This window comes from Pedobacter sp. KACC 23697, assembly GCF_045348445.1.
Lineage (GTDB): Bacteria > Bacteroidota > Bacteroidia > Sphingobacteriales > Sphingobacteriaceae > Pedobacter.
Window position 1 is genome coordinate 3,700,591 of sequence record NZ_CP157485.1, and the last position, 14,931, is coordinate 3,715,521.

Below are 14,931 nucleotides of genomic sequence, written 5' to 3' on the forward strand. Positions count from 1 at the left end.
CACGAACAGCCATTTTGAGGGTATTAACGCTCCATTAATTTAAAGAAATTGGAATAAAAACTTATCGGTATTTAAAAATACTACGTTTCTGAAGGAAAAGATATCCCCTTAATATTCCGGTATAAATCTACAGCATATAGGTCTGTCATTCCAGAAACAAAGTCTAATACACTTTGTATAATAGAATAAATATCGGTCAAATCGGTGTGATATTGTTTAGGAATAAGTTTAACCAGTTTTTTGTAATAGTGTGTATTATTATGAATAAGTGCAGGAACAAATTCTTCTAATAAACCGGCCATAATTTTATAACCCGCCACTTCTTTCTGTATTACGGAAGAGAAATTGTATATGCGCTCTACGGAGATTTTTTCTACAGCTTTCCATGCCGAGATGTAAGGTTCGGGTAATAAATCGGTTAAACTATGGTTAAGTTCACCATTTAATAGTTTTTCTTGTTCGCTAAAAAATATAGCTGCACATTCGTTTGTTAAAGTATTAATGGCTTTCGCACGCAGTAGACCAATTTTGGCATCGTCGTCTTCGTAATCATTTTTTAAACGTCCCTCTATTGTTGTTGAATTGGCAAAAGGCAACAGGTAATCTTTTACTTCCTCATAGGAAAGTATCTTGAGGCGGTGTGCATCTTCCAGATCGATGATGCTGTAACAGATATCATCAGCAGCTTCTACCAGGTAAACCAAAGGATGTCGTTTATAGATAAGGTATTCACTATCTTCCTGTGCCAGGTGAAGTTCTGTAGCAATCTTTTTAAAACTCTCTTCTTCTGATTGGAAGAAACCGTATTTTTTACGGTGTAGCATACCTTTCTGCTTGCCGGCAATTGAGGCACACGGATATTTAGCTATCGAAGCCAAGGTAGAATAAGTGAGCGCATACGCATCATTTCCTTTTCCTTTAAGGGGATGGGTTAAGATGCGGATAGCGTTTGCATTTCCTTCAAAATTAATTAAATCGTGCCATTGCGATTCACTCATTTCTTTCTGGTAAACCTTACCGTCACCGTCTGTAAAATAGCGCGAAATGGCGGCTTCTCCGGAATGTCCAAATGCCGGGTTACCCAAATCATGCGCTAAAGCAGCGGCAGCCACAATATTGCCTACTTCATTAATTAAAGGAACATCTTTAATAAGCTGTGGTTGGTGCTCTTCTATGCCCTTCAAGAATATATTTGCCATGGAACGGGCCACGCTCGCCACTTCTAAACTATGTGTTAAGCGGTTGTGCACAAAAACACTTCCAGGTAAGGGAAAAACCTGTGTTTTATTCTGCAGCCTTCTAAACGGGGACGAAAAAATCAACCGGTCGTAATCACGCTGAAAATCTGAACGCGCCCGATCTGTACTGGCACCATACTGCTCTTGTCCGTATCTTTTATTCGAAAGTAAATATTTCCACTCCATATATCCCGTTGGCATTTAAAATTTGGCGCAAGTTAAACAAAACGCAAAAATGGTTAAGCATAAAGTTTCAGGTAAAATTTGTATTACATCAATTAAAAGATATATCTATATTTGCGCCCAAACAAACAAACAAACAACAATGAAAAAAATCTTATTAACGCTTGCTGTCTTATGCTGCTTTACGGTTTTGACCAAAGCACAATTTGAAGGCGCTAAACAAATTTTTGAAAGTCCGAGATTAAAGGATGTGATCAAAACACACAAAGTTGTAGCTATTCTACCTTACGCAGTAAAAATTTCTTACAAGAAACAACCAAAGAATTTTAATGCAGAAGCGAACAAAAGTCAAGAAGAATCAATGGCTAGATCTATCCAGGCCAGTATGTATACTTTCTTGTTAAGAAAAGCTTCAGACTACACCGTAACTTTTCAGGATGTTGACAAAACAAATATCCTATTAAAAAAAGCTGGCGTTCTGAATAAGTTAGATGAAACAACTAAAGATGAATTAGCTAAAATACTTGGTGTTGATGCGGTGATCGGCGGTCGTTTCGAAACAGAACAAACGAAATCAGAAGCAGGGGCAATTGCCTCCGCTGTTTTATTTGGAGGTTTTGGAGGAAAATCCGGAACAGGTACCATGTTCTTAACCATCAATAATGGATCAGATGGCGAATTACTATGGCGTTTTTTTAAAACAATGGACGATAACATCATGAGTTCTACCGATGATATGGTAGAACGGATGATGCGAAAAATATCACGGAATTTTCCTTATAAAAACTAAACAGGAGGCAGATAGAAATATCTGCCTTTTTTGTTAATCATCCTTCTTGATGATGCAAATCAAACCATTTAGCTTCCCTACTGTTTATTTATTGATTAAACGATGATAACATGAAAACGAGCATATATAACAAAAAAGAGCATACTGAAGGTTATGTAGGATCAGGTGATGAACAATCAGAAAAATCTGATGTACAAAAAGCTTTCGAAGATGGTAATGATACCAATGTCGTAACTGCTTATGGCAAAGAGCCCAGCGAATTAATTAAAGGAAATCCTTTAGCAAAAGACGGGGCAGATAACTCTGGCACACAAGGTAAAGATTCACTTAGCGATGATGCCTATAACAGCGCAGATAAAGACCCAACATTAGAGCGTGCAGAAAGTCATACCGGCAGTTCGTCCGAAGATTTCAAAACGAAAACCGGTATTAATGAAGCTGATGAAAACCATGCATTAAATACTGGAATTTAAAAATAAAGCTGATTGACCTGATTCAAAAAATTGACATATATCAATATATTAAATCCATATTACTTGTGATTTGATTTTAAGTTTTTGAAATTTACAGCATTGTAGGATTCGCGGCAAAATTAAACGATGATCATTAACTAACTACTTAAGGGCGTTCGCTACTTAATTAAGGCATTATTATGGTTGTTGAATCCTAAATAATTTCCATCTACCGGAAAATGCATAACGATTATAAAGGGATTATGCTACGAGGATAATCTCTTTATAATTAAATCATAAATCTTTCCCTCTCAAACCTTTCTCATCATTCTTGTTTCTGTTTCCAATATCTTCTCCCTGACTTAAATTCGAATTATTTAAATCTTCATTTACGCTACGGGCAGGGTCATTTTCTGTGTTTACCGTATGTGACGACTGTGGCTCATCTTTACGTTTAAAATCAGTTCGTTTATGTCCATAGGTAGCCTCTCCGTTATCCCATTCTATATCATCCTCATTGCGGTTAATCTCCCCGTTAGGATCAATATTTTTATTTTCATTACTTTCCATAGCAATTTATTTTGTAGATACTCTTTCCTAAGAACATTAGATATGATAGAAAGGTTTAATTTCGGTGTAATTATGTGGTACAAAGTTTTTTACCTCATTTTATCGGTTCTTAATCCACCGCGGCTAATTCACACCTTTACTCTGATCTATCTCTGTACCACTATCCAGATCATCTTTAGATGAACCATTTTCATCCCGGTGTTCTGGTGGGTTTTCCATTCTGCTTTCTTCCAGGTCAGAAAAATCACTACCTTTTTGATTGGCTACTTCGCCATGCGAGGAAGGCTTATCTTTCAGTTCTTCCTTAGGATCAGCAAAATCCTGTCCTTCAACAGGCAATCCTTCTTGTTCCTTATCTTTACTTGTCATATCAGTACAACCAGTCAGCCGAGGTTTTGTTTTAGAATTTGGCCTGTACAAAAAAAGGTCCCAATTTGCATCGGGACCTTTCCTGTTCTTTTAAAATCAATTAAACTTTGATTTCAACTTCAACACCGCTAGGTAATTCAAGTTTCATTAAAGCATCAACTGTTTTAGAGTTAGAGCTATAAATATCCAATAAACGTTTATAAGCGCATAACTGGAATTGCTCTCTAGCTTTTTTGTTTACGTGTGGAGAACGTAAAACAGTAAAGATTTTTTTCTCTGTAGGAAGTGGAATCGGACCACTTACCACTGCACCCGTAGGTTTAACAGTTTTTACGATTTTCTCTGCAGATTTATCTACCAAGTTGTAATCGTAAGATTTTAATTTAATTCTGATTCTTTGGCTCATCTTATTTTAGTTATGGTTTCCTGTTAGAGCTATTAACAACAGAAACCGGATTTATCTTGAGTTTTGCGTTAAGCGTTTTGCGTGCGGCGAAAATCATCGCTAAACGCAAAACGCTATCCGCTTAACAAATACTAGTCTTCAGATTTAATTCTTCCTTTAGATTTCGCTACTACTTCGTCCTGAACGTTTTTAGGCGCTGGCTCATAGTGGTCAAATTCCATTGTAGAAGTTGCACGGCCTGAAGTGATGGTACGTAACTGTGTTACATAACCGAACATTTCTGAAAGTGGCACCAATGCTTTAATTACCTGAGATCCGTTACGGGTATCCATACCTTGTAACTGACCACGACGACGGTTCATATCACCGATCACATCACCCATGTTTTCTTCAGGAGTTAAGATTTCGATTTTCATGATAGGCTCCATCAAGGCAGGTCTACATTTAGGTAAAGCCTCGCGGTATGCCATACGGGCAGCAAGCTCGAATGATAAAGCATCTGAATCGACTGCGTGGAATGAACCATCAATCAAACGTACTTTCATATCAGGAAGCGGATAACCAGCTAGTACACCATTAGTCATTGCAGAAGCAAATCCTTTTTCAACTGAAGGGATAAACTCACGAGGAATTGAACCACCAACAATTTCATTTACGAACTGTAAACCACCTTTTTCAAAGTCAGCATCAATTGGAGAGATTACCACTTTGATATCGGCGAATTTACCACGACCACCTGATTGTTTTTTGTAAACTTCACGGTGTTCAGTAGTACCGAAGATAGCTTCTTTGTATGCTACCTGTGGTGCACCCTGGTTAACTTCTACCTTAAATTCGCGTTTTAAACGGTCAATTAAGATATCCAGGTGAAGCTCACCCATACCAGAAATTACAGTCTGGCCAGTTTCCTGATCTGTCTGAACCCTGAATGTAGGATCTTCTTCAGCTAATTTAGATAAGCCCATACCTAATTTATCTACGTCAGCCTGAGTTTTAGGCTCAATAGCTAAACCGATAACCGGCTCAGGGAAGTTCATCGATTCAAGAACAATCGGGTTTTTCTCTTCGCAAAGTGTATCACCAGTTTTGATATCTTTAAATCCTACTACCGCAGCAATATCACCAGCAGCCACATTAGGCACAGGGTTTTGCTTATTAGCGTGCATTTGGAAGATACGTGAGATACGCTCTTTACTTTCTGAACGGGTGTTGTAAACGTAAGAACCAGCTTCTAAGTTACCTGAGTAAACACGGATAAAACATAAACGGCCTACAAATGGGTCAGTTGCAATTTTAAATGCTAAAGCTGCAAATGGCTCATTGATGCTTGGTTTTAATAAAACTTCTGCACCTGTATCCGGGTTAGTACCGGTTACACCTTCTGAATCAAGAGGTGAAGGCAATAATTCCATTACGTAATCCAACATGGTTTGCACACCTTTGTTTTTGAAAGATGAACCACATACCATAGGAACGATTTTAGCATCTAAAACAGCTGCACGTAAAGCGTCTAAAACTTCGCGTTCAGTGATGGTTTCAGGAGCGTCGAAGAATTTCTCCATTAGAGACTCATCATAATCAGCAACTGATTCTAACAATTTCTCTCTCCACTCAGCAACCTCATCAACCATATCATCAGGGATAGGCACTTCAGTAAAGGTCATACCTTTATCATGCTCATTCCAAACGATACCACGGTTGTTGATCAAATCAACCACACCTTTGAAGTTATCTTCAGAACCGATAGGTAATTGCAAAGGAACCGCATTACTACCTAACATGTCTTTAACTTGCTTAACAACTTTTAAGAAGTCAGCACCAGAACGGTCCATTTTATTAACGAAACCGATACGGGCAACATTGTAGTTGTTAGCTAAACGCCAGTTCGTTTCTGATTGAGGTTCAACACCGTCAACAGCCGAAAACAAGAACACTAAACCATCTAATACACGTAACGAGCGGTTTACCTCTACGGTAAAATCCACGTGTCCCGGTGTATCGATAATGTTCATGTGATAGTTCTGGTTTCTGTATTTCCAGTTAACTGTAGTTGCAGCAGAAGTAATGGTAATACCACGCTCTTGCTCTTGTGCCATCCAGTCCATTGTTGCAGCACCTTCGTGCACCTCACCAATTTTGTGACTTACACCAGCATAATAAAGGATACGCTCAGTTGTTGTGGTTTTACCCGCATCAATGTGAGCCGCGATTCCAATATTTCTTGTAAATTTTAAATCTCTTGCCATGTTATGTTTTTGATTTATCTGATTTTAAATGATTACACCGATTATGTAAAAACAAATCGGTGTAATTTAGCTAATCAGTATAATCTTCTAATTAAATCTGTGTAATCTTACTAATCTGTTAATTCTGAATTAGAATCTGAAGTGAGAGAACGCTTTGTTAGCCTCAGCCATTTTGTGCGTATCTTCTTTCTTCTTAACAGCAGCACCTTCACCTTTAGCAGCAGCTACGATTTCACCAGCTAATTTCTCTTTCATGGTTTTTTCACCACGACGACGAGCGTATAAAATTAACCATTTCATACCTAAAGCTGTTTTACGCTCTGGTCTAACTTCAGTTGGAACCTGGAAGTTAGCACCACCAACACGACGGGATTTAACCTCTACAGCTGGCATAATGTTAGTTAACGCGCGTTTAAATACTTCTAAACCGTTTTCACCTGCTTTTTTCTCAGCAATTTCAACAGCATCGTAAAAAATTGAATAAGCGATAGATTTTTTTCCATCGTACATCATGTTGTTTACAAAACGGGTTACCTGAACATCATTAAATTTTGGATCAGGAAGAATAATTCTCTTTTTTGGTTTTGACTTTCTCATTTCTTATTTCCTCCCGATTATTTTTTCTTTCCTTTTGCAGGTGCAGCAGCTGCCTGACCTGGTTTAGGACGTTTAGTACCATATTTAGAACGACGTTGGTTACGACCAGCAACGCCTGATGTATCTAACGCACCACGGATGATGTGGTAACGTACACCTGGTAAATCTTTAACACGACCACCACGGATCAATACGATAGAGTGTTCCTGTAAGTTGTGACCTTCTCCAGGGATGTAAGCATTCACCTCTTTACCGTTCGTTAAACGAACACGGGCTACTTTACGCATTGCTGAGTTTGGTTTTTTAGGGGTAGTGGTGTACACACGTGTACATACACCTCTTCGCTGTGGACAGCTGTCCAACGCTGGAGACTTACTCTTGAACTCCAGTGCTACTCTACCTTTTCTAACTAATTGTTGAATGGTTGGCATTGTGCTTTTTTATGTTTTTTATTTAAAAAATTTACCGCTCCCCCGGCATCCTTACAGATAGCCCATAAAACGGACTGCAAAAGTAGAACAATTCTTTTTAAAAATCAAGAGGTTAGCGCAAAAAAATTCAGTTGGCAATTATTAGTTTTTACTTGAAGATTTTTGGTTAACAGTCCGCGCTCCAAATCCTCTATGGTAAATACTTCATTGTTTTTACATACCGTTGTTTAAAATGCATTATCTTTATTAAAATCAAATTATTTGCTTTAAATTAAAAAAAACGCAAAATCGGGCAGAGCAAAATCCATAATTTGATCGTGCCAGGCGTGCTATAATTATTAATCTTTCAAAAAAATGAAAATAAAAATCATCACTATCATACTTTGCAGCCTTTCACTTCTATGTAATGCACAACCCACTTCCACTAAAAGAAAGGCCAATGTAGATTTTGATGCTTACGAAAAACTCATACCCCGGGTTAAAACACACCGAAAAGGTAAGCTTGTTGATTTACCAGCATTTTTAAAAATGGCGGGGGAAAAAGGTACCGTTATTTTAGATACCCGCTCAGATAGCCTATTTATACGAAAACATATTAAAGGAGCTATACATTTAAACTTCGCTGATTTTACACAACAAAACCTGTTAAGGATTATTCCCCACGCAGATACCAAAATACTAATCTACTGCAATAACAATTTTATAGATGACCAGGTAAATTTTGCGAGCAAAGAGGTTGTGCCTGCTTTAATAAAGAAAAAAATAGCACCAATTTCGTTGGCCTTAAATATCCCTACGTATATTAATCTATATGGCTATGGATATAGAAATGTGTATGAACTTTCTGAATTGGTAAGCACACAGGATAAAAGGGTAACTTTTGAGGGAACCAATAGCCAATAATGCCCCTAACCTGCAAAAAGCTTATTCCAGAAGTGGAACCAATAGCCTGTTCGATGGCTCATTTGCTTAGCAGCCATAAAAAAAGTCTTCCAGTTTTACCTGAAAGACTTTCCTTTTTTAAGCTTTGGTTGCTTTGTGTGTGTGTTTATGATGATGTTTTTTATGACTTTTTTTTGTCTGCGATTTTACAGTGGCTGTTTTTGCAGGGGCTGCAGTTTGTGCATTAACTGTTGCAAAGGTAAACATGGCTAATAAAGCGATGCTTAAAACTTTAATTGCTTTCATTTTCGATTTAATTAATAATGAATAAACCTGATTATTTTGTTGATTAAATCTCGAAAATCAAAATGAAGATTTAATGAATTATGGTAAGTCAAAGTCAAAAGTATAATTTAACCTTTTGCCCGTTAATATATTCAGAAATCACTTTTCCATCTACCAGGATTTTATATTCGCCTCTAGCTTCTTTTTGGGCAACGGCTAGTGTTTTAAGCTGAACATGAGATCCTGATTTTAAAGTAACCGTTTTTTTCCACGCTCCATTTACTTCTGTTAGTTCTGCCTGTTTCCCACTTTCATTAGTGTAAGCCACATCAGCTGATAAATGATCATCAAAATTGGCCTGGTAAACGACAGTGTAAGTTTCTTTCTGAGGGATATCCAGTTTACCCTTCGACATGGAATAAACCGTTGTCATAACGCCAAGCGCACAGCTGCTTAACGCAACTATTAGTAAAGAACAGTAGAAAATATTTTTCATTTGTACAGTTTAGATCAGGATGACGACGGTTTTAAAAGAAAGGTTGCAAAGGAAAGAGAAATGATGGAATGAGAGAAGGATTTAATGATTCAATGACGGAAGGACCGAAGGAGAGAATGTTGGATTAGACTAGCCCATTCTATCATTCTAAACTCATTCATTCCATCATTTAAAAGTATCGAGGTATAAATCTTCAACCTTTTTTCTTGCCCAGGGCATTCTTCTTAAAAATTTCAAGCTCGATTTGATCGTTTGGTTGTTGTTAAAACAATCGATCCTGATCAATGATCCCAATTTTTCCCAGCCATAATGTGCATGGAGGTCAGTTACTATTTTCTCTAAAGTGATACCGTGTAAGGGATTGTTCTTTTGCTGTTCGGCCATTTAGCAAAGTTAAAGGAAATTTATCGGGGTTTGTATTTCGCCATCCAAACATTTGCGCCACCACAATCAGGATCGTTTATTTTATGTCTGATTACCTCAAATTGGTTTGCCTGAAGTAAGTCCTGATATTCAGCTGTAGCCAATGAGGCATGAAAAAGATTTTCGCCACCATTCATTCCCCATACTTCTCCCCGTTCCGTTCCAGATGTAAACAGTAAAATACCATTAGCCTTTATATGACGCTTAAAAACAGTAAACATGTTAGACTGATCATCAGCCGGAAGATGAAAAAAGCTGTGCCAGGCAATAATGGCATCAAATTCTTCATCCAGATCCAGTTTCCGCATATCCTTAATCAGAAACCTTGTGGCTGGGAAGCTGGCCTTAGCCAATTCGATCATGAGCGCACTGGCATCAACGCCTAAAACATTTATACCATGGTTAATAAAATATTCCAATATGGGTTTTCCATTACCACAGCCCAGGTCTAAAACCTTTGCATCCGTTGGAAGGTGTTTGAGGATATCATTTAAGTAAGCTTTTTCTACTGAATCGGCATAACGATTTTCGGCAAACCAACGCCCTATTTTATTGTAAACTTTGTAAACGTTTTTGCGCTCTGCTTTTTCCATCCTTAAATTTCTATTGTTATTAATGTTGTTTTAGAGATTTAAAACATACAGGGCACCTCATGATGCGTTAACAACACCAAATTAATCATATTTTTCTTTTTTGGAAACCAAGGTGCAATGGTTCTTGGCAAATGAAGCCCCGCCATCCGCTTTACTTCGTTGCACTTCGTGTTCGCTGCTGTCAGGTTACCATGAATGGCCTGCTCCAGGCATGTAGCCAAACGAGACAACCGCCGTAACTAAACCCGATCGGAGCGAGATGCGACCGGTTCTTCAGCGGGCGCAGAAGCGGGAGCGGGACTGTAGACCGCCAAAAGAATCGGACTGTTCATTTCCTAAGCCTAAACAATGTTTTTTTATTTGAAAACGAACGTGCTGTGGTACTTGGCCATTGTAGCCCCGCCATCCGCTTTACTTCGTTGCACTTCGTGTTCGCTGCTGTCAGGTTTACCATGAATGGCCTGCTCCAGGCATGTAGCCAAACGAGCTAACCGCCGTAACTAAACCCGAACGGAGCGAGATGCGACCGGTTCTTCAGCGGGCGCAGAAGCGGGAGCGGGACAGCAGGCCGCCAAAAGAGCCGGACTGCTCATTTCCTAAACCTTAACAATGTTTTTATTTGAAAACGAACGTGCTGTGGTACTTGGCCATTGTAGCCCTGCCATCCGCTTTATTCCGTTGCACTTCATGCTCGCTACTGTCAGGTTTAGGATGAAAGGCCTGCTCCCGCCATGTAGCCAAAAGAGCTTAACCACTGTAAATAAACCTGATCGGAGCGGGATGCAACCGATTTTTCATCGGGTGCAGAAGCGGGAGCGGGACTGTAGACCGCCAAAAGAATCGGACTGTTCATTTCCTAAGCCTAAACAATGTTTTTTTTATTTGAAAACGAACGTTCTGTGGTAACCGGGTTTATAAATTAACCAACAGCCGTGGCATCAATTTCGATCAACATGCCATTTAAGGCCAACCTTTGTACCGGAATAAGTGTATTTACCGGGAATTTTTGATCAGCCCATATTTTATTCGATTCTTCGATCAGGATCTCGTGCTTTTCCTCATCGTAATCGACAACCAAAGTGGTTAACTTGGCAATATTTTCCATTTTTAAACCTTTGCTTGCCAAAGCAATTGCAATATTTTCAAATACAATGGCTACCTGTGTCCTGAAATCGGGGCTTAAAACACCATCCGTTTTACTCCCTGCCTGGCCAGCAACAAATACCAGCTGGCTCCAGGCCGGAACAGATGCAACATGTGAATAGCCATGTGGACGGGGATCGTAAATTCCTTCAGGATTGCTTATTTCTATTAGTGAAGTGCTCATGTTATATCATTTTATTGCTAAACTAATTGATATTTAAAATTAATCCGTCGGTACTTTGCCATAAAAAAACCTCCTGATCTTTTAAAATCAGGAGGTCTGGAATTATTTAAGTTTAGCTTAGTTGCCCGCAGCGGTCCAGGTATCATTATCAGGATTCGAATCTGGCAATACTTTATCCGGATCCAGCGTCACCGATTCAATTTCTTCACTTGTTGGGAAACGAACCAACCAACTTGTATTTTTCATCCAAACATCAACCGGAACTTTTACCGTTTCGGTTTTTCCACTTTTGGTTTTAACCTGAAGAATGATTGGCATCGGCATTTTCTCCAGGTTTGCGACTCTAATGTTATAGCCTACCAGTTTATCGCCCTGTTTAACAGCTTCAACACCGGCAATACCCTGGTCCATTTTCCAGTTGTTTAACCACCAGCTTCTCCAGAACCAGGCTAAATCTTCTCCTGCACCATTTTCCATCGAACGGAAGAAATCAAATGGCGTTGGATGTTTAAATGCCCAGTTTTTAATATACTGGCGGAAAGCATAGTCAAAACGGTCTTCACCTAAGATCTGGTTTCTCAGAATATCCAGGCCCCATCCTGGTTTGCTGTATAGGTTAAGGCCGATGTTTCTTTCGGCCATACCATCTGGCATCAGCATAATATTTTCGTAAATAGGGTTACCGATCACACTTCTGCCAATTCTGTGTAAATCAGCCGGAGGACCTGCATATTCGCCTTTATTAAAGTTTTTCTTAGAAATACCATTAATGAAAGTGTTAAATCCTTCGTCCATCCAACCGTATTTACGCTCGTTAGAACCTACAATCATCGGGAACCAGGTGTGCCCAAATTCGTGATCGATTACGCCCCAGGCACTGGCTTTTTTCGCCGTCCAACCACAGAAAACAATACCCGGATATTCCATACCACCGATATTTGTAGCTACGTTAACAGCCATAGGATAAGGGTATTCGAACCATTTTGATGAATAATGCTCGATGGTAGATTTCACATATTCTACGCCACGGCCATAAGAATCGACGCCATTGCTTTCTACAGGTTGTGCAGAAACCGCTAAACCTGTTTTACCGCTTGGCAGTTTATATCTTGCCGCATCCAATACAAATGCTTTTGATGAAGCCCAGGCTGCATCGCGTGCATTGATAATTTTAAACTTCCAGGTTAATTTATCTTTCGCCGGACGTGATTTTGGATCGGTTACCTCTGCTTCGCTACGGATGTGCACGGTGGCATCGCTCAGTTTAGCCGCGTTCCATCTTTTTAACTGCTCTGGGGTAAAAACTTCAGCAGGGTTTAACAACTCGCCCGAGCCCATTACAATGTGGCTGGCCGGTGCAGTGATGGCAAAGTTGATATCGCCATATTCGCAATAAAACTCGCCGCCTCCCCAGTAGGGCAAGGTGTTCCAGCCAATTACATCGTCATACACACACATGCGTGGAAACCATTGCGCAATGGCAAAAATTTCGCCGTTTTTGGTGGTTAAATGCCCGGTTCTATCCGATCCTTCTTTGGGTACAATGTACGAATAATCCATTTTAATGGTAATCAGATCACCATTAGGGGCCAAAGGCTGATCTAAACGGATCTGCATGCGGGTATCTTCAACGATGGAGGTGAATTTTACTAGACCACCTTTTTGGGCTACGCTAACATTCTGGATTTTATATCCACCATCAAATTTTTCGCCCTGTGCGCCGTAGCGGCTTCGTGAAGGGGTAATGGCATAACCACGTGAAGTTTCTTTAAAAGTATTTTGATCTAATTGTAACCATAAATAGGGTAACTTATCGGGACTGTTATTTTTATAAGTAATGGTAACTGTTCCGCTAACTATGTTTTTGGTTTCATCAAGGTTGGCCGTAATGTTATAATCAACACGGTTTTGCCAGTATTTCGGCCCCGGTGCACCATTGGCAGAACGGAACTCATTCCCATTTTGGGTGTAAAATAGTGGTCCAAAGGCTTCAGCAGGATTATAATTTGGAGCTGGTACGGGGGGCGCAGTCTGTTGAGCTGATGCTGAAAAAGCAAAAACACAACAAACCAAACCAAAATTAATCAGTTTAGTCAATTTCATGATAATAAGGTTGTAATAAGCTGTAAATATAAAAAATAACCACAGATCCATTTATATGTGGTTATAATATTACCAATAATGTTGTGTTTATTTAAACGATTTTTTAACCCTAATCAAATCAATATTTATTCATATTTATCAATTTTATTAGGTGGTAAGCTTTCATGAGGCAGACCCTGAAATGAATTCAGGGTGACGGATTATTTTTTAATTACTCTTCAATTTTGGCAGATCCTGCAGTTTTCTTTCCTGAGGCGTTAATTTGTTCCATGCTGCAAAGGCACGTGAGATGTAAAAAGCATAGCGGAATGGTCTTTCGGACTTTACAGCTTCGATTGAAGGCCTGTAAATGATCATAAAGTTTTTAAGTTCTTCACCCTCAAGTTTAGTCAGATCAGTAATGGCCTTTGGCGTAAAGTTTTCGTCTATTTCATCCTGATACATTTCCTTTTCTTCTAAATCTGCTTCTTTCCGCTGTTGTCTCTTATATTTACCATAACCAAGATTCAGGCTTAAGCCGCCAACTTTATCGGTCATGCGCTTACGGTTCAGGTTTCCGCCTGTACTCAATAGCGTATATTTCTCAGCCAGTGGATCTTTAGCATCCGTAATCTGACTATTCATCCTGACTGCGGTAATATCTACATCTTTTAAGCTATTCGTTTTAGCCGGCAGGTATATCGTTCTGTTCAAGAGGTTGGTCAGGTACAGCGTATCAGTATGATAGCCCACGGCAGAAAATTCTAAAAGATCACCAATATTAGCGCTAATGCTATACTTTCCGTCTTTATTTGTACTGGTTACTTTTTTACTGTTCAGGTTTCTGATACTCACACCAGGAAGAGAAAGTGTTTTTTTCGAATAATCGAAAACTGTACCCGTAGTTACCGTTTGTGCAAAAACACTTATGGGCAAGGCCAGCAATAGAAAAATGATCAGTTTGTACATACTCAAAAGTAACTTAGTTCAACAATTAAAAACTGCTTTTAACAATCTTTAACATTAGAACAATTGAATCAGGCTAGTGTTTTTAAATAATTTTCATGGTCAAAGCCAATTAATACAGCCTTGCTATCTTTCTCAATAACCGGGCGTTTAATGGCGCTGGTATTTTCTTTCAAATAAGCAACTGCCGAATCCTGGTTATCAATTTTTGCCTGCTCCTCTTTGGTGAGTTTTTTCCAGGTTAAGCCTTTACGGTTTAGTACCGTTTCCCAACCAAAAGTATTACACCAGTCGTTTAATTTCTCAGCGATAATGCCTTTTTTCTTGAAATCGTGAAATTCAAAATCTACCTGATGTGCTTTTAACCAATCGAGCGCCTTTTTAACTGTATTGCAATTTGGAATTCCGTAAACGGTCATATTGAATAATTTAAGATGGAAAATGTTATATGGATGATGGAAAAACCAATCCCAGCCATCCGTTTCAAAGATAGTAAAATTGTTTATCCGTGCTGTTGGATATTACCATCAGACACAAAGTTGAATGATTGATTTTCGAGAAAAGTCAGGTAACATCTGGCAGCACAACAGACATC

General features: G+C 39.0%; 18 protein-coding genes. 3 read left to right on the plus strand and 15 right to left on the minus strand.

Going from position 1 to position 14,931, the window contains the following annotated elements:
- Nucleotides 1-80: 80 nt before the first annotated feature.
- The gene (locus ABEG20_RS14870) at nt 81-1,424 is read right to left on the minus strand and encodes a deoxyguanosinetriphosphate triphosphohydrolase (protein ID WP_406824081.1); all 1,344 of its coding nucleotides are present in this window, start codon (nt 1,422-1,424) and stop codon (nt 81-83) included.
- 139 nt (nt 1,425-1,563) lie between these two features.
- Here ABEG20_RS14870 and ABEG20_RS14875 point away from each other — a divergent pair, with 139 nt between their 5' ends.
- Both ABEG20_RS14875 and ABEG20_RS14880 read left to right on the plus strand, forming a co-directional pair.
- On the plus strand, nt 1,564-2,211 hold the full coding sequence (locus tag ABEG20_RS14875; RefSeq protein WP_406824082.1) for a hypothetical protein: 648 nt from the start codon (nt 1,564-1,566) through the stop codon (nt 2,209-2,211).
- A 110-nt stretch (nt 2,212-2,321) separates the two neighbouring features.
- Nucleotides 2,322-2,684: a hypothetical protein gene (locus tag ABEG20_RS14880; RefSeq protein ID WP_406824083.1), complete on the plus strand. Its 363-nt coding sequence runs from the start codon at nt 2,322-2,324 to the stop codon at nt 2,682-2,684.
- Between the two features lie 273 nt (nt 2,685-2,957).
- Here the strand turns inward: ABEG20_RS14880 and ABEG20_RS14885 are convergent, their stop codons facing one another.
- From ABEG20_RS14885 to rpsL, 6 genes are all read right to left on the minus strand, one after another.
- Nucleotides 2,958-3,233, minus strand: coding sequence for a hypothetical protein (locus ABEG20_RS14885; RefSeq protein ID WP_406824084.1), 276 nt, complete (start codon nt 3,231-3,233; stop codon nt 2,958-2,960).
- A 123-nt stretch (nt 3,234-3,356) separates the two neighbouring features.
- Complete coding sequence (locus ABEG20_RS14890) at nt 3,357-3,602, minus strand: hypothetical protein (RefSeq protein WP_406824085.1); 246 nt, start codon at nt 3,600-3,602, stop codon at nt 3,357-3,359.
- Nucleotides 3,603-3,702: 100 nt separating this feature from the next.
- A complete protein-coding gene (gene rpsJ / locus ABEG20_RS14895) occupies nt 3,703-4,008 on the minus strand; it encodes a 30S ribosomal protein S10 (RefSeq protein ID WP_008244591.1) in 306 nt (101 codons plus the stop codon).
- 131 nt (nt 4,009-4,139) lie between these two features.
- Complete coding sequence (fusA, locus tag ABEG20_RS14900; RefSeq protein WP_406824086.1) at nt 4,140-6,254, minus strand: elongation factor G; 2,115 nt, start codon at nt 6,252-6,254, stop codon at nt 4,140-4,142.
- 129 nt (nt 6,255-6,383) lie between these two features.
- A complete protein-coding gene (gene rpsG, locus ABEG20_RS14905; protein WP_025145241.1) occupies nt 6,384-6,851 on the minus strand; it encodes a 30S ribosomal protein S7 in 468 nt (155 codons plus the stop codon).
- 17 nt (nt 6,852-6,868) lie between these two features.
- Nucleotides 6,869-7,282 (minus strand): 30S ribosomal protein S12, encoded by a 414-nt coding sequence (rpsL, locus tag ABEG20_RS14910; RefSeq protein WP_010599925.1) that lies wholly within the window; start codon nt 7,280-7,282, stop codon nt 6,869-6,871.
- A 354-nt stretch (nt 7,283-7,636) separates the two neighbouring features.
- Here rpsL and ABEG20_RS14915 point away from each other — a divergent pair, with 354 nt between their 5' ends.
- Nucleotides 7,637-8,185 carry a rhodanese-like domain-containing protein gene (locus tag ABEG20_RS14915; RefSeq protein WP_406824087.1) on the plus strand — a complete coding sequence of 183 codons (549 nt, stop codon included), beginning with the start codon at nt 7,637-7,639 and terminating at the stop codon, nt 8,183-8,185.
- A 117-nt stretch (nt 8,186-8,302) separates the two neighbouring features.
- On the opposite strand, the gene ABEG20_RS14920 is transcribed toward ABEG20_RS14915, so the two are convergent.
- From ABEG20_RS14920 to ABEG20_RS14955, 8 genes are all read right to left on the minus strand, one after another.
- Nucleotides 8,303-8,470 carry a hypothetical protein gene (locus ABEG20_RS14920; protein WP_406824088.1) on the minus strand — a complete coding sequence of 56 codons (168 nt, stop codon included), beginning with the start codon at nt 8,468-8,470 and terminating at the stop codon, nt 8,303-8,305.
- 94 nt (nt 8,471-8,564) lie between these two features.
- Entirely contained in the window at nt 8,565-8,945 is a 381-nt protein-coding gene (locus tag ABEG20_RS14925; RefSeq protein ID WP_406824089.1) for a hypothetical protein, read from the minus strand.
- A gap of 165 nt (nt 8,946-9,110) precedes the next feature.
- On the minus strand, nt 9,111-9,329 hold the full coding sequence (locus ABEG20_RS14930; protein WP_205058737.1) for a VF530 family DNA-binding protein: 219 nt from the start codon (nt 9,327-9,329) through the stop codon (nt 9,111-9,113).
- 20 nt (nt 9,330-9,349) lie between these two features.
- Complete coding sequence (locus ABEG20_RS14935) at nt 9,350-9,961, minus strand: class I SAM-dependent methyltransferase (RefSeq protein WP_406824090.1); 612 nt, start codon at nt 9,959-9,961, stop codon at nt 9,350-9,352.
- Between the two features lie 919 nt (nt 9,962-10,880).
- A complete protein-coding gene (locus ABEG20_RS14940) occupies nt 10,881-11,288 on the minus strand; it encodes a RidA family protein (RefSeq protein ID WP_406824091.1) in 408 nt (135 codons plus the stop codon).
- Nucleotides 11,289-11,405: 117 nt separating this feature from the next.
- Nucleotides 11,406-13,391 (minus strand): M1 family metallopeptidase, encoded by a 1,986-nt coding sequence (locus ABEG20_RS14945; RefSeq protein WP_406824092.1) that lies wholly within the window; start codon nt 13,389-13,391, stop codon nt 11,406-11,408.
- Nucleotides 13,392-13,598: 207 nt separating this feature from the next.
- Nucleotides 13,599-14,339 carry a carboxypeptidase-like regulatory domain-containing protein gene (locus tag ABEG20_RS14950; RefSeq protein ID WP_406824093.1) on the minus strand — a complete coding sequence of 247 codons (741 nt, stop codon included), beginning with the start codon at nt 14,337-14,339 and terminating at the stop codon, nt 13,599-13,601.
- Between the two features lie 68 nt (nt 14,340-14,407).
- Complete coding sequence (locus ABEG20_RS14955; protein ID WP_406824094.1) at nt 14,408-14,755, minus strand: Spx/MgsR family RNA polymerase-binding regulatory protein; 348 nt, start codon at nt 14,753-14,755, stop codon at nt 14,408-14,410.
- Nucleotides 14,756-14,931: the final 176 nt, after the last annotated feature.